Here is an 18,859-nt window from a genome sequence, read left to right as displayed (position 1 = left end):
CCCGGCCATCGGCCGGGGCTTTTTCGTGTCGTCAGGGCGCTTGAGGCTTAATCGTCGTCCATTTTCAGCGCAGCGATAAAGGCTTCCTGCGGGATTTCGACATTGCCGTACTGGCGCATCTTCTTCTTGCCGGCCTTCTGCTTGTCCAGAAGCTTGCGTTTCCGGGTGGCGTCGCCGCCATAGCATTTGGCGGTCACGTCCTTGCGCATGGCGGACAGGGTTTCGCGCGCGATCACACGGCCGCCGATGGCGGCCTGGATCGGGATCTTGAACATGTGCCGCGGGATCAGCTCCTTGAGCTTCTCGCACATGGCGCGGCCGCGCATGTCGGCGCGCGAGCGGTGCACGATCATCGACAGGGCGTCCACCGGCTCTTCATTCACCAGGATCGACATTTTCACGAGGTCTTCCTCGCGATGCTCGATGAACTGGTAGTCAAAGCTGGCGTATCCCTTGGACACTGATTTCAGCCGGTCATAGAAGTCAAACACCACCTCGTTGAGCGGCAATTCATAGACCAGCATGGCGCGCGAACCGGCATAGGTCAGCTCGAGCTGGATGCCGCGGCGGTCCTGACACAGCTTCAGCACGCCGCCGAGATACTCGTCCGGCACCAGGATCGTGGCCTTGATCCAGGGTTCTGAAATATTGTCGATCTTCACCGGATCGGGCATGTCGGCGGGATTGTGCATGTCCAGCTCGGACCCGTCGGTCATCTCGATCTTGTAGACCACCGACGGCGCGGTGGTGATGAGGTCGACATTGTATTCGCGCTCGAGCCGTTCGCGGATCACCTCAAGGTGAAGCAATCCCAGGAAGCCGCAGCGGAAGCCAAAGCCCAGTGCAGCCGACGTCTCCATCTCATAGCTGAAGGACGCGTCGTTGAGCGCCAGCCGCTCCACCGCGTCGCGCAGGTCTTCAAAATCGGCCGCATCCACCGGGAACAGGCCGCAGAACACCACCGGCACCGCCGGCTCAAAGCCTGGCAGCATGGAATCCGTGGGGCGTTTTTCCTCGGTGATGGTGTCGCCGACGCGCGCATCGCGCACCTGCTTGATCGAGGCGTTCAGGAATCCGATCTCGCCCGGACCCAGCGTATCGCGGTTTTCCTTGGCGGGCGTGAACACGCCCACCCCGTCCACGCCATAGCTCGCCTCGGCGCCCATCAGGCGCACGCGCATGCCCTTTTTCAGCGTGCCTTCGATGATGCGCACCAGACAGATCACGCCCAGATACGGGTCATACCAGCTGTCCACCAGCAGCGCCTTCAAGGGCGCGGTCGGATCGCCGGATTTCGGTGCAGGCAGGCGGGTGACGATGGCTTCCAGCACATCCTCGATCCCCAGGCCGGTCTTGGCGGAAATCTCGATGGCGTCAGACGCGTCGATGCCGATCACGTCCTCGATCTGGGCTTTCACCCGGTCAGGTTCGGCGGCGGGCAGGTCGATCTTGTTGAGGACCGGCACGATCTCGAGATCGACATCAATGGCGGCGTAGACATTCGCCAGCGTCTGGGCCTCAACGCCCTGGGCGGCGTCCACCACCAGCAGCGCGCCTTCGCAAGCGTACAGCGAGCGGCTGACTTCATAGGCGAAGTCCACATGGCCGGGCGTGTCGATCAGGTTCAGCGCGTAGGTCTGGCCATCCTTGGCGGTATAGCTCAGACGCACGGTCTGCGCCTTGATGGTGATGCCGCGTTCGCGCTCGAGCTCCATATTGTCGAGCACCTGTTCCTTCATCTCGCGGTTGGTCAAACCGCCAGTATGCTGGATCAGGCGATCGGCCAGGGTGGATTTACCGTGGTCGATATGCGCGACGATGGAGAAATTTCGGATCAGGGACGGATCTGTGCTCATGCCGCGGGAGTTAGCACTGGCAAGCCTCCGCGCCAAGCTTATTGGCAGCAAAGCCAGCGTGCGGGCTGCGTGTTTACGCAGCGTTTACCCTTTCGCCTCACCGAGGCCCTAATTGACGTTCAGCGTCCGGCGCATGAAACCGGTCAGACAAGGCAGGCGCACCATGATGACACGATCGCTCATTTCCATAATCGCTTCGACAGCCCTGGCGCTGGCGCTCGGCGCCTGTGCGAGCCCGGGCGGAGCGCAGACCGCCTCTCGTGCGGACGACCCTGATTACGGTCAGCCGAGCGAGTACCAGTCCAATATCGACACCTATTCACGGGAAGAGCTGGTGGAGGTCACGGCCGACTTCTTCGGCGTCACCGCCGAAGCCGCCGCCTCCGCGCTGGAGCGCGTGTTTTCAGACCTCGGTCGACCCGTGGGCTATATCGCCGGTGAGGAAGTCTCCGGCGCCGCCGGCATCGGACTGCGCTATGGCGAAGGCTATCTGAGCCTGAAAGGCAGCCCCGACCAGCAGAAGGTCTACTGGCAGGGTCCCAGCATCGGGTTTGACGCCGGGGGCAACGCCAGCCGGGTGTTCACGCTCGTCTATCGCCTCAACGACACCGACCGGCTCTATCAGCGCTTTCCCGGCGTCGAGGGCTCGGCCTATTTCGTGGCGGGGCTGGGCGTGAATTATCAACGCGCCGACGGCATCACCCTGGCGCCGATCCGCTCAGGCGTCGGACTGCGCGCCGGGGCCAATGTGGGCTATCTGGCCTATTCGCGTCAGCGCAACTGGATCCCGTTCTAAGGGTAAATCCCGATTAACCATTGCTCGCATCCGTCACCAATTGCGGCTAGACTCCCCATGAACCTCAGCTTTCAGGGCCGGGGTTCAGAGGGGGGCCTCGAGCATGGACGGATGGATGACTGTCACTGGGTTTGTAACCGGGCTGGCCGCTGGGCTGTTTCTGGCGCTGATCGCCTATGGCTTGCGCCGCTACGCCTCCCGGCTGGGCGCCGGGCTTTTGCGCGGCCTGTCCTTCCCGTTCCGACTGGTCTTGCGCCTGTTCGGGCTCGGCAAGAAGGCCACGCCCAGCCGCGCCAGCGAAATGGGTCCCGGCGCCTGGGCGGCGGCGGTGTCAGGTCACAAAACCCTGCTGGAAGGCGCGCTGGGCGATGATTTCGACCATGAAGAGAGCTTCATTTCCCGCCAGGGCCTGATTTTCAAATGGATGGCGGTGCGCGTGGGTTTCATGCGCATGCCTGAAGAGATGACGGACGCGCTGGCGAAAGACTATGCCGAGCTCGCCGACCGGTTCCTTGGCGCGCAGGTGCCCATCGCCTCTGATCCGCGCGCCCTGTTTGAAGATGTGGAAGGCGCGGTGATCGCCCGGCAATTCGCCGACAGCGAGCATGGCCTTCTCTACATGCTCAACGAGACCCGCAAGCTGATGAACGCCAATGTGCGACGCCTGTCGATCTGGTTGTCGGCCATTCTCTCCATCGTGCTGATCGCCAACGTGCTCTTGAATGCTGTGGGCGTGGTGGACGCGTTCGGTCCGCTGCATGGCGATCTGTTCGGGGAAAGCACGGCGGGGGCGCTCAACTCGCTCCTGTTCGGGGCGGGATCGTGCGTGCTGGCGGCGCTGGTGATGTGGGCGCTCTATTATGCGGAATACAGCCCCTATCAGCGCAATACCGCACGCGAGATGGCGAACTTCCTCACCCGGTATTGCGCGCGCCTCAACGATCATTACCGCACCGCGATCGGCCGCGCGAAATCGGTCACCGTGGGCGAGGAGCGCGATTCCAAACAGCTGTCCGCCGAAGCGCGCCTGTGGACGCTCAACATCAACTGGATCGCGCTGCGCGTGTTCTTCATCGAGAGCTATGTGCGCAATGTGGTGTTCCAGATCACCCGGAACTCCAGCTATTACCTGCTGTTCGTGCCTGCGGGCTTCATCCTCGCCGGCACCGCGCTGTTCGGGCTCGCCGCCGCGCTCGGCCTCTTCAACCCCTTCGCCACCATTGTGGCGCTGGGCTGGGTCTTCCCGGTGCTCTTCATCCTGATCGCCATGCTCTACGCCTTCTTCCTCAGCAATTCCATGAAAGCGCTCGAGGAGATCGATCAGGGCGAATGGATCAGCTTTCACACCCTCAAGCTCAACCAGGTGCTGGGCGAGGTCGTCGGCAAATACGCCGAAGATGTAGGCTATTGGAAAAACCGCGTCGGCGGGGGTTTGTAGGGATAAGCTCTCAAGTCTCATCCCGGACGCCTTAGGCGATCCGGGATGAGACTAACGGGAAATCTCAGGCCACAGGTCTTTCCACCCCGGATTGGCCGTCTCGATCAGGTCGAGTTTCCAGTCCCGCCGCCAACGCTTGATCCGCTTCTCTCGCGTGATCGCGGCCTCTGCGTCCTGGTGCATTTCAAACCAGACCAGTTGTTGAGCGTCATAGCGAGTGGTGAAGCCCTCCACCACACCTTCGCGGTGCTGCCAGATGCGCCCGACAAGATCGCTCGTCACGCCCGTATAGAGAACGCCTCTGGGCCTGTTGGTGAGGATGTAGACGGCGAACGACTTCATCCGCCTAGTCTCCCCTCACCTCTCTATCTTGTCATCCCGGACGCGAAGCGATCCGGGATCTACCGGAATCGCTCTGTTCTGATCACAGAGACGCCTGCAGTAGATCCCGGCTCAAGGCCGGGATGACAGCGAAAAGAATAGACCAAACACCGCCATCCCCGCCTTCAAAAGGCGAGGGTATGAGCAGGGCGCGCGGGAGCAGTCCGGGCGAATATCGGGTCTGGTGTTATGTGTTATGGAGCCCGAAAAGGCTCCCGCGCGCGATGGTGTTTTCTACGGCCTCGACCGGCTTGCTGACGCCATTTCTACGCAGCCTGCCCAAGCTGGACGGTTGTCAGTCGTCCGCCCAAGGGATTCCTGCCCCAAGGGCACGGCTCCAACAGGATCGCCGGAATGTACGAAGTCCCGCCTTTTCGCTGCGACGCGGTGCGTTAAACCGCGCCCGCTCGGGACACCACCACCCCTCCCGAACCCAACGCGCCGGCCGCCCGCTCTGGAGGAGTGGGGAGAGTATGGGGGGAGGTTGAGAGGGTGGGGATAAGTGCTGCTCTATCCACACATCGTCATCCCGGACGCCATAGGCGATCCGGGATCTACCGGAACCGCTTTGTTCTGATCACAGAGACGCATGCAGTAGATCCCGGCTCAAGGCCGGGATGACAAAGTGAGAGGGTGACGCAACAGCCCCCACAAACAAAAACCCCGGCCAAGCGAGCGCCGGGCCGGGGTTCTGATCAGATCGTAGAACGCAGACGCCTAGGCATCCACCTCCGCTTCCAGAGCGAATTCCTGGATGAAGTCGCGGCGGGGTTCGACCACGTCGCCCATGAGCTTGGAGAACAACTCGTCGGCCACATCGGCTTCGGTGACGGACACGCGCAGCAGCGAGCGCGCTTCGGGATCGAGGGTGGTTTCCCACAGCTGGTCGGGGTTCATCTCGCCTAGCCCTTTATAGCGCTGGATTTTCAGGCCCTTGGCCCCAGCGGCTTGCACCGCGCTGACCAGTGCGTTCGGGGAGAAGATCTCGGTCTCTTCGCCCTTGCGGCGGAAGATGGCGAGGCCCTGGTAATCAGCTGCGATCGCGTCGGCGCGATCAGACAGGCGCTTGGCGTCGGGGCTGGCGAGGATCTTGTCGTCCAGCGTGATGGATTCCACCACGTCGCGCACGGTGCGTTTGAACACCATGCCGCCTTCGGGCAGAAGCTGACCCACCCAGCCGTCTTCGCCTTCATCAGACTGCGCGGCGAGGCGGCGCGCGGCGGCGTCCACCTGGTCTTGCGTGGCGTCGGGATGCAGCGCGCCGGTGAGGGCGGCGGCTTCCAGCGCGAATTTCGGCGCCCGCGCCGCGAGACGATCGAGCGACAGGGCGATGCCGCGCGCGGCCTTCACCCGTTCGGCCAGATCCTGGCCATAGACTTTTTCGCCGGTCGCCAGCTCCAGAACTGCTTCGGAGCTGCCTTCCTCGATCAGGAAGGCGTCCATTTCGGCCTGGTCGGTGAGATAGCGTTCGGACTTGCCGCGCATCACCTTGTAGAGCGGCGGCTGAGCGATGAAGAGATGACCGCGTTCGATCAGCTCGGGCATTTGCCGGTAGAAGAAGGTCAGCAGCAAGGTCCGGATGTGCGCGCCGTCCACGTCAGCATCGGTCATGATGATGACCTTGTGGTAGCGCAGCTTGTCATAGTCGATCTGGTCGCGGCCGATGCCGGTGCCCAGCGCCGTGATCAGCGTGCCGACCTGATCAGATGACAGCATCTTGTCAAAACGGGCGCGCTCCACATTGAGGATCTTGCCCCGCAGCGGCAGCACGGCCTGGTTCTCGCGATGACGGCCCTGCTTGGCGGAGCCGCCGGCGGAGTCACCCTCCACGATGAACAGTTCGGATTTCGCCGGGTCCTTTTGCGAGCAGTCCGCCAGCTTGCCGGGCAAGGAGGTGATGTCGAGCGCGGATTTGCGCCGGGTCAGCTCGCGCGCTTTGCGCGCGGCTTCACGGGCGGAGGCGGCCTCGACGATCTTCGTCACGATCTGGCGCGCTTCGGCGGGGTGTTCCTCAAACCATTCGGTCAGCGTGTCATAGACCGCGCTTTCGACCGCCGGACGCACTTCAGACGAGACCAGCTTGTCCTTGGTTTGCGAGGAGAATTTCGGATCCGGCACTTTCACCGACAGAACGCAGGTCAGGCCCTCGCGCGCATCATCGCCGGTGATGGACACCTTGGCTTTGGTCGCAATGCCCGAATTGCCCGCATACTGGTTCACCACACGCGTCAGCGCGCCACGGAAGCCCGCCAGGTGCGTGCCGCCATCGCGCTGGGGGATGTTGTTGGTGAAGCACAGAACGTTCTCGTGATAGCTGTCATTCCACTCAAGCGCGGCTTCGACGGTGACGCCTTCGCGCTCGCCGGTGATCAGCACCGGGTCAGGGAAGATCGCGGTCTTGGTGCGGTCGAGGTGTTTGACGAAAGCGGCGACGCCGCCCTCATATTCCAGCACTTCTTCAAAGGGTTCGGCTTCGCGTTCATCGCGCAGCACGATTTTCACGCCGGAATTGAGGAAGGCCAGCTCGCGCAAGCGATGCAGCAGCCGGTTTCGCTCAAAATCAATGTTGGAGAAGGTTTCCTCAGACGGCATGAAGCGCACCTGGGTGCCTTTTTTACCGCCCGCATCGCCCACTTCGCGCAGATCCTGACCGTTTTCAGGGTCGCCGCGCCTAAAGCGCATGGTGTGTTCGCGGCCATTGCGCCAGATCGTCAGGTCGAGCCAGTCAGACAGCGCGTTCACCACAGAGACGCCCACGCCGTGCAGACCGCCGGACACCTTGTAGGAGTTCTGGTCGAATTTCCCGCCCGCGTGCAGCTGGGTCATGATGACCTGCGCCGCCGACACGCCTTCTTCGGCGTGAATCTGGGTGGGAATGCCGCGTCCGTCATCGGTCACGCTGGCGGATCCGTCGGCGTGCAGGCACACGGTCACTTGCGTACAATGCCCGGCAAGCGCCTCGTCGATGGCGTTATCCACCACCTCATAGACCATGTGATGCAGACCCGAGCCGTCATCGGTGTCGCCGATATACATGCCGGGGCGTTTGCGCACGGCGTCGAGGCCCTTGAGGACCTTGATCGACTCCGCGCCGTATTCCTGATTCGGTGTCTCTGACATGACATACTTTTACCGCGTTCGCGGCGTTGTCACCATGTCTGAACGCACTGCAGGTGTGGACTTTTTTGAACGCGGCTCTATCGCGCCAGCAGCAAGATCGCCACAGCCGTCATGATCACCGCCGTGACGAGGTCCGCCCAGCGTTTCACGCCCTTCTCACGCAGCCAGCCGCGCGCGCTGTGCGCCAACCCCACATAGATGAAAGCGAACAGCACAAACATCGCGCCCATGACGGCGATCATCGCCAGATAGCTGAGCGGTCCGACGACGGTCAGGTCAAAAAACGCTGGCAGGAAGGTGAGATAGAAGATGATCGGCTTGGGGTTCGTGAGCGGCATGGCGACCCCCGCCGCATAGGTCACCGCCAGACCCCGCTTGCTGACCGGCGCCAGGGGCGCATCCGCCGGCGCCGGGTTTCGCCAGCCCTGAAAGGCGCCCCAGGCGAACCACAGCAAGATGCCCGCGCCGATGATCTTGGCGATCCAGAAAAACTGCGCGTACTCGCCGGCGACCTCGGCGGCGGCGGCCAGACCGAACACCGCCAGCGTCAGCCAGAAAATATCGCCGGTCAGAATTCCCAACCCATAGGTCACCCCATGGCTCGGCCCGGCGTCCAGCGTCCGGCCCACCATGGCGATGTTGCCCGGTCCGGGGGTGAGAAACAGGATGAAAATGGCGCCGGCGAACGCGGCCAGGGTGATCAGGCTCATGGGCGCGGGAGGTAACGCGGAACTCACCTCAGGGAAAGCGCGAAGATGCAGGCTTCAATCATGATTGACGTATACGTCATCCATATTACCATTGGGGAAAATAGACGTTCGGGAGATCCTCATGTCCAACGCCCCCACATCCGCCCTCGCCCGGCCCTTTGACACGCCCGAACGCAAGGCGTTCCGCGAGAGCGTGCAGGGCTTCATCAATCGCGAGATCGAGCCCTTCGCCAATGACTGGGACGAGGCGGGCGATTTTCCCTGGGACTTGCACGAGAAAGCGGGCGCGCTGGGCCTGTTCGGCTTCGGCATCGACGCAGACTATGGCGGCAACGGCTTTGAAGATGCGCTGATGCGCGTCGATGCGGGCATCGCCATGGGGTATGCGGGCGTGGGCGGGGTGAACGCTTCGCTCGGCTCGCGCGGGATCATGACCGGCCCGATCCACACCCTCGCCACAGATGAGATCAAGGCGGAAGTCTTGCCCGGCATCGTGACGGGCAAAACCGGCGGCGCCCTGGGCATGACCGAGCCGTCGGGCGGCTCGGACCTGTCGCGCATTCAGACCAAGGCCCGCAAGGATGGCGACGACTGGCTGATCAATGGCGAGAAGACCTTCATCACTGGCGGCATGAAGGCGAGCTGGTTCGTGGTCGGCGCGCGCACGGGCGGCGAAGGCTTTGGCGGCATTTCGCTGTTTCTCGTCCCCGCAGAGGCGCCGGGCTTCACCCGCACCGAAATCAAGAACAAGATGGGCTGGTGGTGTTCAGACACCGCGACCTTGCATTTTGACGAGTGCCGCATCCCCGCCCGCTATCAGCTGGGTCAGGAAGGGCTGTGTCTTTTGGCGATCATGGACAATTTCAACTATGAGCGCCTGTCCCTGTCGGCCGGGTGTCTGGGGATAGCGAAACGGTGCCTCGATGACGCCATCACCTACGCCCAGGCGCGCGAGACCTTCGGCAAGCCGCTGATCAAGCACCAGGCGATCCGCCACAAGATCGCGGATATGTCAGGCAAGATCGACGCGCTGGACGCCTATCTGCAAATGGTCGCCTGGCGGGTGAACGAAGCGACCGACAACGGCGCCGCCATGCCCGCTGCAGAGCTGGCGAAAATCAAGGTGTTCGCGTCCAAAACCGCCGAGTTCTGCGCCAATGAGGCCATGCAGATCCTGGGCGGCGCGGGCTATCTGCGCGGCTGCGCGATCGAGCGCATCTATCGCGAAGTGAAGGTGATGGCCATTGGCGGCGGCTCGGAAGAGATCATGCGCGACCTGGCCGTCAAGCAAATGGGGCTTTAGGGGTTAAACCCGCGAAATCAGGCCCTGACAGCCTTTTTCGATCAGGTCGAGCACGCGCTCGAATTCGGCTTCGTCGCCATAATAGGGATCGGGGATGGAAGTGCGCGCCAGACCCACTGACCAGTCCATCAGCAGGGATATCTTGGTTTCGGGGAGTTGTCGGCTGCTGCGCGCCTCGGCCAACCAGCGCCGATGGCCCTCATCCATGGCCACCAGATGGTCAAAGCGGATGAAATCATCATCGGTGACGGCCCGCGCGGATATGCCCGACAGGTCATAACCGCGCGCCTGCGCCGCCTGAACAGCGCGTGGATCGGGGCGTTCGCCCACATGCCAGTCGCCCGTACCCGCAGAATCAAGCACCAGATGCTTCTCAGCCTTTTGCGCCAGAGCCTTTGCGACCGCTTCCGCTGTGGGTGAGCGACAGATATTGCCCGTGCACACAAACAGTATCGATGTTTCGCGCGACATCTTCCCCTCCTGACGCTGCGGGCAGGGTCGCCCCGGACCCGCAGGGCTCAGAAGACCGCGTTCCCCGTGAAGCTGACGTTAACGACCGCCTCAGGCGGCGGTGATCCGCGCCGGAACGCTGAATTGCGGCGCGATCTTGAGGTTTTGCGCCCAGCGCAGCTTCTCAAACACCAACAGGACCGTGCCGTTATAATCGAGCAGACGGTTCATCAGCCCGCGGCGCGGCAGGTGCAGCGCGCTGACCGGCTCGTCATGGTGATGATCGTGAAACGCCTCGCCGCCCGTCAGGATCGCCAGCAGGTAATCCGCCCAGAGCGGGGTTTTGAGGTGACCGAACACATTCACCCCGAGGATTGTGGCGTGAAACTGGATTCCTCGCGCCGTCACCGCCGCGGCGTGCAGGATGAAGGTCAGCAGCAGCGAGCCGCCCAAGCCCCAGACCGTCAGATAAATAACCGCGGGCAGCACCAGATGCACCAGAAGCGTGATCAGCGAATAATGCCGGTCGAGAATCTGCACCGTCTTGAGATCCTTGAGCCACATGGCGGTAGGGCGCTGAAGATCGTTGGGATCGCGGAAGATCAACCAGCCCATCCACGCCCACATCTTGCTTTCATGAGGGTTGTGCGGGTCACCGGCCTTGTCGGACAGGCGGTGATGCTGGCTGTGATAATTCACCCAGTCCTTCAGCCGCCCCTGCATGGCGATGACGCAATTGAGCGCGGTCAGGATCTGGGCGGGGGCTTTCAGCTCGCCCGCCTTGTGCTGCCAGACCCGGTGCAGAACGCCGATGCCGAAATTACAGATCACCAGCGTCACGGCGCCGACGAACAACGCCAGAACCGGATACCACCAGTAAAGGGTCAGCCCGTTCAGAGCCAGTCCGAGCGTGAAGGCGGTGATGAGCCCCAATACGCCCAGGGCGGGGTAGATGATGGCGGCGAAAACGCTCGCCCAGTCCAGAGTGCTCCAGCGCTTCTGGATCGCCACGGAGCGTGGCGTCGGAGTGGCTTTCATACGTGTCCTCAATAGTCCTGATCCGCAATCGGCGCCCGTTCGGCGCTTGATCGCCGACCCTTTGATAGTCTGACATGAAGGCAAAAGTTTAACCAACGCCAAAACGCTGTGACGGCGATCACGCTTCAGTCAATCTCGACACCCCCGCCCGGTGTGCGCTATCAGCGAGCCCTGACACCGGGCGCACCGCACCGATATGCGCTGCGCCGTCCATCCAGTTTGCGCCTGATTGAACGGCGCCACCGCATAAAGAAGGGGACGGCCATGGCCGAGACCGAGTTTCCGACCGGCACGTTGATGAAGGGCAAGCGCGGCCTGATCATGGGCGTGGCCAACAAGAACTCCATCGCATGGGGCATCGCCCAGCAATTGCACGCCCAGGGCGCCGAGCTCGCCTTCTCCTATCAGGATGAAGCGCTCGAGAAACGCGTGCGCCCGCTGGTGGAGAGCCTGGGCGACGAGCCCTTCATGGTCACCGCCGACGTCAGTGATGACGCGTCCATGGACGCCTGCTTCAAGACGCTTGAAGACAAATGGGGCAAGCTCGACTTCCTGGTTCACGCCATCGCCTTCGCCGGCAAGGACGAGCTGCAGGGCAGCTTCACCCACAACACCACGCGCCTGGGCTTCCAGCGCGCCATGGACATTTCCGCCTTCTCCTTCGTGGACGCCGCCAAGCGCGCCAGCGCGCTGATGCCGTCCAAGGAAGACGGCGGCGGCGCCATGGTGTCGCTGACCTATCTGGGCTCTGAACGCGTCGTGCCGAACTACAATGTCATGGGCGTCGCCAAGGCCGCTCTGGAAGCCTCCACCCGCTATATTGCAAGGGATCTCGGCCCGCTCGGCATTCGCGTGAACGCCATCTCGGCCGGCCCGATGCGGACCCTCGCCATGGCGGGCATTTCCGGCGGCCGCACCTTGATGAAGACCGGCAAGGACTGGTCCATGCTGAAAGAAGACACCACCATGGAAGGCGTCGCCGGTTCCGCGCTGTACCTGCTCAGTGATCTGGGCAAGTCGTGCACCGGTGAAATCCTGCACGTGGACGCCGGCTTCCACGCCGTGGCCGTGCCGGATATCGAAGACTAACTCATCCGCGCTGAAAGGCGCGAGCCAGGATCGGTCGAGGGCCAGACAGGCCTTGGGCATTCGCGAAGACCTACAAAGCCGACGCAACCCGAGGAGCCTCCCCCATGACCGATCTATTGGCTCGCGCCTGGCGCGGGACGCGCCTCGGCGTCTTTTTCGCGACCGCCGGATTTTGCCTCGGGTTTTGCGCACTGGCGGTGTTTGACCTCGGCGCGTTGTCAAACTGGGTGGATGCGGGATCAAGCCTCGTCGCCCGCGGGTTCGGGCTGTACTGGCAGATTCTGCTGCCTGCGATCTTCCTGATCGCTCTGGTCATTGCTCTCTCACCCGCTGGCAAGGTCCGTCTTGGCGGTCGTGACACGCCCGAATTTCCCTATTTCCAATGGTCGGCGATGATCGCTTGCACTCTGTTGGGGGCCGGCGGCGTGTTCTGGGCGGCGGCGGAACCGCTGGCGCATTTCCTGACCCCGCCTCCGAACGCTGATGTGTCAGGCGGCGCAGAAACGGCAGTAGATGTCGCGCTGGCGCAAAGCTTCCTGCACTGGGGTTTCCCGGCCTGGGCGAGCCTCGGCGCGCTCAGCGCGATCCTTCTGATGTATTACGAGCAAACCAAGGGTTTGCCGTTGGCGCCGCGGACGCTGCTGTATCCGGTATTGGGCCGCAAGCTCACCGACGGCCCGCTCGGCGGGGTGGCGGATACCTTTGCGCTGATCGGCGTCATCGCGGGCACCGTCGGACCGATCGGCTTTCTGGGGCTACAGGTCAGCGCCGGCCTGTCCAATCTGTTCGGCTTTCCTGAAGGTCTGCCGACCCAGATCGGCGTGATCATCGCCCTGGCGTCAATCTACATCACCTCCGCCCTGACCGGCCTGTCGCGCGGCATCCAGATCCTCAGCCGCTTCAACATCATCCTGACGGGCCTCTTGCTGGTCTTCATTCTGGCGGCGGGGCCGACCGGCTTCATCATCCGGCATTTCCTGTCGGGGATGGCGCACTACCTCGTCAATTTCTTCCCCATCGCCCTGCAACGCGACGGGGCGGGCCTGTTTGGGGAAAGCGGGTGGCTGAACGGCTGGACCCTGTTCTTCTGGGCCTGGTTCATCGGCTATGGGCCGATGATGGCGATCTTCATCGCGCGCATCTCACGCGGCCGCTCGATCCGGTCGATCATCCTGACCCTGTCGGTGGTCGCCCCTCTGGCCACCCATTTCTGGTTCACCATTCTGGGCGGCAGCGGGCTGGCGTTCGAGCTGGCGGAGCCGGGCTCGGTGTCTGGCGCCTTTGAAGGCTTTGACCTGCCCGCCGCTCTACTCGCCATCACCCAGAGCCTGCCGCTGGCGCTTCCGGTCTCGATCCTGTTTCTGATCCTGACCACGGTGTTTGTCGCCACGACGGGCGATTCCATGACCTTCGCCATCTCCAGCGCGCTCAGCAAAGAGGGCGAGCCGTCCGGCGGCATGCGCGCCTTCTGGGGACTGGTGATGGCGGCCATGGCCATTGTTCTGGTCAGTGCGGGCGGCGGCGGGGGCGCCGTGGGCAAGCTGCAGCAATTCATCGTCATCACCGGCGCGCCGGTATCGTTGATGCTGCTGCCCTCGCTGTGGGACGCCCCGCGCATCGCTTTCAAGCTGATGCGGGAGACACAGAGCTAGCCCGCGGAGACCGCGCGCAAGATATCAACCGCTTGCTGAGGGTCAGCGCATGGGAAGCTGGCGTCCATGACTCCGCCTGCGCTTTCGCTATGAGACCGTGAGCCGTCGGCGAACACTGTAAAGCCGATCTGCTCCATCGCCTCATACCGATAGATCAGGGCGAACGCCCCGTCTTCCGCCAGAAGGTCTCTCCAGCTCAGCGGCGCGCGGTAATAGGTGATCTCTCCATGTTCCGTGGCGCTGTGAACCGTCGCCAGCGTCAGATAGAGCATCGGCTCGGACGAGCCCGCCAGGCTCTCCCCGGACATGTCATGATAGATCGCCTCGCCAAACCGAGCGTCCATGTCGAACTCCGCTGCAATCAGGGTCGTCCGGTCATCCTCAAGCGGAACCGCGCCGCCCGCGGGCGCGCACGCCTCGACCAGGCCGTCCACGCGCGGATAGACCCAGTCTTCATAGCCGTCCCCGACCACAAAGGCGTTCAGCCCCGACCGGATTGGATCCACCCTCGCGCCGGACGCTGCGAACTCGGCGTTCAGCGCATTGGCCGCCGCAGAGGCGTCGTCACAGGTCAGCGCGATCCGGGCGCGTTCCAGCAAGGGCTCGGTGAAGATCACTTCGCCCGCGTCATCGAGCACAAAGGTCCGGCTGTTGAAGGCCCCGTCTCCGGTTTGCACGAACAATTCGCCGTATTCACTATAGGCCACCAGAGTGTCAGCCGACGCAGTGAAACTGCGCAGCACATGACCCTCACCGGGTTCCGCGCGGTAAATCCCCAGAGCGCCGGGCGCATCGCCGACATACCAGAACCCGCTCTCGCCCGCAGACAGGGACTCGCCAAAGCCGCACGCCGCATTCGCGGCCGCCGCCCGGTTTTGTAATTCCGAAGCCTGAATGAAGCGATCAAACGGCGTCGTGGCTGGCGCGACGGCGGCAGGCGCGCCCGCCTCGCCCGGTTCGGGCAGATAGCCGGCGTCGCGCAAGGCTTCCGCCCCGAACACCGCAGCCACGCCGCCCGCAAGCGACACGCCCAGTACAATAGCGGCTCGTGATAAAGCGCCCATAGTCATCTCCCCCCAGAAAAGCCCGACCAGTTAAGCGCTTATGCGAAAAGAGTCGAGCTGTTCCGGGAGAGCCGAGACCTAGAGCTTCAATCCAAACACCGGCCTGAGCGGCTTGATCCGCCGGATGATCTCAAACCCGGCGAACGCGCCGCCATAGGTGATGAGAGTGACCAGCGCGAACTCGGTCCAGACGTCAAAGCCCATCCGGGTCAGCATATACCCCGCCGAGACCGTGATCGTCTGGTGCAGGATATAGACCGGGAAAATCGCCTCGGTCAGATAACGCCGCACCGGGCCGTCCGTGTTCAGAAACCGCCGCGCCAGACCCAACAGCGTCACGATCATGGTCCAGGCGTAGAGCACGCGACCGGCGCGTGCGAGCCAGAGCACGACCTCATGCTCGGCCACCTGATCCCACCAGAGCGCCCAGACCGGGGTCAGCACGACGCCCAGGACGACCGTCAGCCCCAGCGCCAGCGGCAAGGCCCGGTCAACCGCGGACCAGAACCGCTCGGATTTGGCGGCGAAGACGCCATAGAGCAGATAGGTGAAACTGATGGCGTGGTTCGCCCAATCCCAGGTCAGATTGTGTGTGGTTTCAAAATGGGGAACCAGAACAATGCGGTAGATCATCATCGGCGCAAAGCCGAGCACGATCAGCCAAAGCGGCCCGAAGCGGCTGTCCAACACCTGACCCAGCAGGGCGCCCGGGCCGCGTCCAAAGGCTTTCAGAAGCCCCATAACCGGCGCCAGGAGCAACGCATAAACAAAGAGATAGACCACGTACCACAGATGGTTCCAGGTCGGCACGGCGATGCCGGCGATCTCCCAGTCCATGATGTAGTGCGGCCAGAAGGCCAGAATGCCCGGCTCGATCTCGCCCATCTCACGCAGCTGGAAATAGGTCTGCGGCATCACCACCACGAGCATGCCGAACACGATCACCGGCAAGAGCCGCCAGGTCCGCTCGCCTGCGAATTTGAGGGCGCCGGACTTGTCATGGAGATAGCGGAACGCCACGCCTGAAATGAAGAAGAGCAGGGAGAGCCGCCAGGGATTGAGCAAGCTCATCAGCGGCTCGGCGCCCGGCCCCGCATGCACGCTTTTCACGTGCCAGCCCCAGGGCACGTAGAACATGCCGACATGATACAGCACCAGAAGGCCGAACGCGATGATACGCAGCCAATCCAGGTCATATCGGCGGGTCGGGGACGCGCTGGCGCGCGGGCCGGTTTCAGTCATCTCAGTCTCCCAATCGAACCAGCGGCGAGACTGACCTCAACATCTCATGAAGGCAGGTCTGAAAGGGCGAACGGCGGACCGGCGGGACCAATACCGGCGCCCAGGGACGAACCGCGGCTTAAACGGGATGAAACACGGCGCCCCAAGCTGGCGAGGCCAGACGCATCAGGGCAAGATCAGGCCATGCACACGCCCGATCTTGAACGCCGCGTCCTTCGAGGCGCCTTTCTGTTTTATCTGATCGCCTCGCTGGGCTTCTGGCTGGTGAACGGTCTGTCCCTGGCCGAGGAATGGCGCCGGGCGGGCGAAGCCGGCGTCTGGCTGCGCGCCCTGACGCTGGAAGGCACCAGCAATCTGGTCATTCTGGCCCTGTTCGTACCCGTCGCCTTGCTGGAGCGTCGCTTCCCCGTTTCACTGGAACGCTGGCGCACTGCGCTACCGGTTCATGCGCTGGGGGTCACGGCCTTCTCACTCGTGCATGTCGTGAGCATGGACAGTCTGCGCGCCTTGCTCTGGCCCCTGCTCTTCGGGTTTTCCTATGAAACCTATGGCGGTCCGTTCGGCGAGTTTTTCTATGAATTTCGCAAAGACGTGCTGAGCTATGGCCTGATGCTCGCTGTGCTTGCGATCATGCGCGAGCTTGAAGACGCCCGCCAGCGCCTGCGGGCCGCCCGAGAAGACGCCCGCGCTGATCATGTGATCACTCTGCGCAGCGGCGGGCGGGAGATTCGCTTGCCGGCCCGCGAAATCATCAGCGCCAGCGCAGCGGGCAATTATGTGGAAGTCATCACGCCCACCGGCGCGCATCTGGCGCGTATGACGCTCACCCGATTGATCAGCCTTCTGGAGACCGCGGGCGCAGAGCCGGTGCGGCTTCACCGGTCTCACATGACCGTGCGGCCTGCGATCCGCGAACTGGTTCCTACCGGTGATGGCGACGCTGAAGCGCGCCTGTCTGACGGCCGCAGCCTGCCGGTCAGCCGAGGGTATCGCAGCGGCGTGTAGCGACTCTCTCCCCCTTAAAGGCTTCATTAACCCCATAAGTATTAGGCCCATTCAGATAGAGCGCTCGGGACGGCGCCTCACTTAAATTGATTGGGGACACTCATATGAAAATCGCATTGATCGCAGGCGTCAGCCTGCTGTCGCTTGGCATGGCCGCTCCGGCGCTGGCTGATGACGACGCCCGCATTGAAGAGCTGGAGGCCCGCCTCGCACAGCTGGAAGCGACAAACCGGCAATTGATGAATGTGCTGGCCGCCCAGGGCCTGCTGCCGCAGTCGGACGCGCAAAGCTCGCCCGCCGCCATGCCGCACCATCCCGCGCCCGCCCAGGCGGACGCGCCGATGCACACCGCGTCCCATGACCATCACGCCGAAACCGGCTCGCATGGCGCCCATCATGGCGATGACTTTCACCAGAACCTGGTCGGTGTCAGCCCCGAATACGGCTATCAGGTCCTCGATCATGCTGAAGGCGTGAACACGCGCGCCCTGACCATTCTGAACGCCATCGAGACCGGCGATCTGGATCGCCGGGTGACCCTGAGCGGCAATGTGACGGCGCTGGGCGATTACCAGGAAAGCAACTCCAACACCAAATTCGGCTGGCTGATGCGTCACCCGACCTCGGCCAACCAGATCGGCGAGACGGTGTCTGAATTCATCGTGCATTCCGCCCAGCTCGCTGTCACAGGCCGGATGACGGACAACATCACGCTGTATTCAGAGATGCTTTATGATCCCGAGCAGAGCTTCGGATCCGGCACGCTGACCGATCTGAACCGGAACCAGATCCAGCTGCGTCGCGCGTTTGTGCTGTTCGGCAATCTGTCAGAGCGCCCCTGGTACGCCGCCATCGGCAAGATGGACACGCCGTTCGGCCTGAACGACACCGTCAGCCCGTTCACCAACTCCACCAGTTGGCACGCTTTCGCCGGTCTCGCGACAGGCGGCATGGTCGGCTATTACAATAACGGCCTGCATGTGCGCGCCATGGCCATTCAGGGCGGCTCGCAATTCCGCGCCCATAACGCCCCGGTCGAGGACACGAACGTCCCCAGCCGGGTCAACAATTTCGCCGTGGACGTGAACTACACGGCCGCATTGTCTGAAGGCCGCACACTGATGGCGGGCGCGAGCTACACCGAAGCCACCGCCTATTGCCAGGCCTATCCGGTCTTCCACTTCAATCCGTGCGACGAGAGCAATCCGGGCTGGGCGATCTACGCCCGCGCCGATCTGGGGCGTCTGGAGCTTCTGGGCGAATACGCTTCAACGACAGAAGACTGGGCGGGCACAGCCTCGCCGGTTCCGATCTATTCCGCGTTTGAAGCGGTGGCGCCGAACGCCTTCACCCTGGGCGGGCGCTACTGGTTTGACCTGCAATCGAGTGAAGACTTCGCGCTGTCGTTTGAATTCAGCCGCTTCGTCTCTGGTGATAGCGGCGCGCCCTGGGAGAAACAGGACCAATGGGTTCTGGGCGGGTCTTACTTCATCAGCCCCTCGGTCAATCTGTTCGGCGAGCTGATCCGCACCGAAGGCTGGGTGCCGCTGAACTTCCTCTCAGGCGGCAATCTGCCCACCGGAGAAAGCTGGTCGGAACGCGATGCGAGCACAAACGTCCTCGCGCTGGGCGTTCAGGCGAGCTTCTAGGCTTCCCCCCTTGGACACAGAAAACCCCGCCGGATCGCTCCGGCGGGGTTTTTTTAATGTCGGCTC

15 protein-coding genes are annotated in these 18,859 nt (G+C 62.9%); 7 read left to right on the top strand and 8 right to left on the bottom strand.

Annotation, left to right across the window (positions count from 1 at the left end):
• Positions 1–47: 47 nt before the first annotated feature.
• Complete coding sequence (lepA, locus tag ACTIGF_RS06670) at positions 48–1,856, bottom strand: translation elongation factor 4 (RefSeq protein WP_439636115.1); 1,809 nt, start codon at positions 1,854–1,856, stop codon at positions 48–50.
• A 163-nt stretch (positions 1,857–2,019) separates the two neighbouring features.
• Between lepA and ACTIGF_RS06665 the strand changes: the two genes are divergently transcribed.
• Together ACTIGF_RS06665 and ACTIGF_RS06660 are read left to right on the top strand one after the other, a co-directional pair.
• Positions 2,020–2,652 (top strand): DUF1134 domain-containing protein, encoded by a 633-nt coding sequence (locus ACTIGF_RS06665; protein WP_439636114.1) that lies wholly within the window; start codon positions 2,020–2,022, stop codon positions 2,650–2,652.
• Between the two features lie 115 nt (positions 2,653–2,767).
• Positions 2,768–4,090, top strand: a complete 1,323-nt coding sequence (locus ACTIGF_RS06660; protein WP_439636113.1) for a hypothetical protein — start codon at positions 2,768–2,770, stop codon at positions 4,088–4,090.
• A 51-nt stretch (positions 4,091–4,141) separates the two neighbouring features.
• Here the strand turns inward: ACTIGF_RS06660 and ACTIGF_RS06655 are convergent, their stop codons facing one another.
• The 3 genes from ACTIGF_RS06655 to ACTIGF_RS06645 form a co-directional block, all read right to left on the bottom strand.
• Complete coding sequence (locus tag ACTIGF_RS06655) at positions 4,142–4,432, bottom strand: GIY-YIG nuclease family protein (protein WP_439636112.1); 291 nt, start codon at positions 4,430–4,432, stop codon at positions 4,142–4,144.
• Positions 4,433–5,188: 756 nt separating this feature from the next.
• A complete protein-coding gene (gyrB, locus tag ACTIGF_RS06650) occupies positions 5,189–7,591 on the bottom strand; it encodes a DNA topoisomerase (ATP-hydrolyzing) subunit B (RefSeq protein ID WP_439636111.1) in 2,403 nt (800 codons plus the stop codon).
• A 77-nt stretch (positions 7,592–7,668) separates the two neighbouring features.
• On the bottom strand, positions 7,669–8,301 hold the full coding sequence (locus tag ACTIGF_RS06645; protein ID WP_439636110.1) for a LysE family translocator: 633 nt from the start codon (positions 8,299–8,301) through the stop codon (positions 7,669–7,671).
• Between the two features lie 121 nt (positions 8,302–8,422).
• On the opposite strand from ACTIGF_RS06645, the gene ACTIGF_RS06640 reads away from it, so the two are divergent.
• Complete coding sequence (locus tag ACTIGF_RS06640; protein ID WP_439636109.1) at positions 8,423–9,604, top strand: acyl-CoA dehydrogenase family protein; 1,182 nt, start codon at positions 8,423–8,425, stop codon at positions 9,602–9,604.
• A gap of 3 nt (positions 9,605–9,607) precedes the next feature.
• On the opposite strand, the gene ACTIGF_RS06635 is transcribed toward ACTIGF_RS06640, so the two are convergent.
• A complete protein-coding gene (locus ACTIGF_RS06635; RefSeq protein WP_439636108.1) occupies positions 9,608–10,075 on the bottom strand; it encodes a low molecular weight protein-tyrosine-phosphatase in 468 nt (155 codons plus the stop codon).
• Between the two features lie 90 nt (positions 10,076–10,165).
• Positions 10,166–11,092: an acyl-CoA desaturase gene (locus tag ACTIGF_RS06630; protein WP_439636107.1), complete on the bottom strand. Its 927-nt coding sequence runs from the start codon at positions 11,090–11,092 to the stop codon at positions 10,166–10,168.
• 264 nt (positions 11,093–11,356) lie between these two features.
• On the opposite strand from ACTIGF_RS06630, the gene ACTIGF_RS06625 reads away from it, so the two are divergent.
• The gene (locus ACTIGF_RS06625; RefSeq protein WP_439636106.1) at positions 11,357–12,181 is read left to right on the top strand and encodes an enoyl-ACP reductase FabI; all 825 of its coding nucleotides are present in this window, start codon (positions 11,357–11,359) and stop codon (positions 12,179–12,181) included.
• A gap of 104 nt (positions 12,182–12,285) precedes the next feature.
• Positions 12,286–13,833, top strand: coding sequence for a BCCT family transporter (locus ACTIGF_RS06620; RefSeq protein WP_439636105.1), 1,548 nt, complete (start codon positions 12,286–12,288; stop codon positions 13,831–13,833).
• Here the strand turns inward: ACTIGF_RS06620 and ACTIGF_RS06615 are convergent.
• Both ACTIGF_RS06615 and ACTIGF_RS06610 read right to left on the bottom strand, forming a co-directional pair.
• On the bottom strand, positions 13,830–14,897 hold the full coding sequence (locus tag ACTIGF_RS06615) for a hypothetical protein (protein WP_439636104.1): 1,068 nt from the start codon (positions 14,895–14,897) through the stop codon (positions 13,830–13,832). The genes ACTIGF_RS06620 and ACTIGF_RS06615 overlap by 4 nt on opposite strands.
• 78 nt (positions 14,898–14,975) lie before the next feature.
• Complete coding sequence (locus ACTIGF_RS06610) at positions 14,976–16,139, bottom strand: acyltransferase family protein (RefSeq protein ID WP_439636103.1); 1,164 nt, start codon at positions 16,137–16,139, stop codon at positions 14,976–14,978.
• Between the two features lie 183 nt (positions 16,140–16,322).
• On the opposite strand from ACTIGF_RS06610, the gene ACTIGF_RS06605 reads away from it, so the two are divergent.
• Positions 16,323–17,144 carry a LytTR family DNA-binding domain-containing protein gene (locus tag ACTIGF_RS06605; protein WP_439636102.1) on the top strand — a complete coding sequence of 274 codons (822 nt, stop codon included), beginning with the start codon at positions 16,323–16,325 and terminating at the stop codon, positions 17,142–17,144.
• A gap of 104 nt (positions 17,145–17,248) precedes the next feature.
• A complete protein-coding gene (locus ACTIGF_RS06600) occupies positions 17,249–18,793 on the top strand; it encodes a hypothetical protein (RefSeq protein ID WP_439636101.1) in 1,545 nt (514 codons plus the stop codon).
• Positions 18,794–18,859 lie beyond the last annotated feature (66 nt).

Source organism: Oceanicaulis sp. (assembly GCF_051859625.1).
In the GTDB taxonomy this organism is placed as follows: Bacteria; Pseudomonadota; Alphaproteobacteria; order Caulobacterales; family Maricaulaceae; genus Oceanicaulis.
This window is presented reverse-complemented; position numbering and strand designations above follow the sequence as displayed.

What these genes read in the sequence shown, in the direction of transcription:
- lepA (WP_439636115.1), bottom strand. Translation starts at nt 1,856, where the DNA reads ATGAGCACAGATCCGTCCCTGATCCGAAATTTCTCCATCGTCGCGCAT.
- ACTIGF_RS06665 (WP_439636114.1), top strand. Translation starts at nt 2,020, where the DNA reads ATGATGACACGATCGCTCATTTCCATAATCGCTTCGACAGCCCTGGCG.
- ACTIGF_RS06660 (WP_439636113.1), top strand. Translation starts at nt 2,768, where the DNA reads ATGACTGTCACTGGGTTTGTAACCGGGCTGGCCGCTGGGCTGTTTCTG.
- ACTIGF_RS06655 (WP_439636112.1), bottom strand. Translation starts at nt 4,432, where the DNA reads ATGAAGTCGTTCGCCGTCTACATCCTCACCAACAGGCCCAGAGGCGTT.
- gyrB (WP_439636111.1), bottom strand. Translation starts at nt 7,591, where the DNA reads ATGTCAGAGACACCGAATCAGGAATACGGCGCGGAGTCGATCAAGGTC.
- ACTIGF_RS06645 (WP_439636110.1), bottom strand. Translation starts at nt 8,301, where the DNA reads ATGAGCCTGATCACCCTGGCCGCGTTCGCCGGCGCCATTTTCATCCTG.
- ACTIGF_RS06640 (WP_439636109.1), top strand. Translation starts at nt 8,423, where the DNA reads ATGTCCAACGCCCCCACATCCGCCCTCGCCCGGCCCTTTGACACGCCC.
- ACTIGF_RS06635 (WP_439636108.1), bottom strand. Translation starts at nt 10,075, where the DNA reads ATGTCGCGCGAAACATCGATACTGTTTGTGTGCACGGGCAATATCTGT.
- ACTIGF_RS06630 (WP_439636107.1), bottom strand. Translation starts at nt 11,092, where the DNA reads ATGAAAGCCACTCCGACGCCACGCTCCGTGGCGATCCAGAAGCGCTGG.
- ACTIGF_RS06625 (WP_439636106.1), top strand. Translation starts at nt 11,357, where the DNA reads ATGGCCGAGACCGAGTTTCCGACCGGCACGTTGATGAAGGGCAAGCGC.
- ACTIGF_RS06620 (WP_439636105.1), top strand. Translation starts at nt 12,286, where the DNA reads ATGACCGATCTATTGGCTCGCGCCTGGCGCGGGACGCGCCTCGGCGTC.
- ACTIGF_RS06615 (WP_439636104.1), bottom strand. Translation starts at nt 14,897, where the DNA reads ATGGGCGCTTTATCACGAGCCGCTATTGTACTGGGCGTGTCGCTTGCG.
- ACTIGF_RS06610 (WP_439636103.1), bottom strand. Translation starts at nt 16,139, where the DNA reads ATGACTGAAACCGGCCCGCGCGCCAGCGCGTCCCCGACCCGCCGATAT.
- ACTIGF_RS06605 (WP_439636102.1), top strand. Translation starts at nt 16,323, where the DNA reads ATGCACACGCCCGATCTTGAACGCCGCGTCCTTCGAGGCGCCTTTCTG.
- ACTIGF_RS06600 (WP_439636101.1), top strand. Translation starts at nt 17,249, where the DNA reads ATGAAAATCGCATTGATCGCAGGCGTCAGCCTGCTGTCGCTTGGCATG.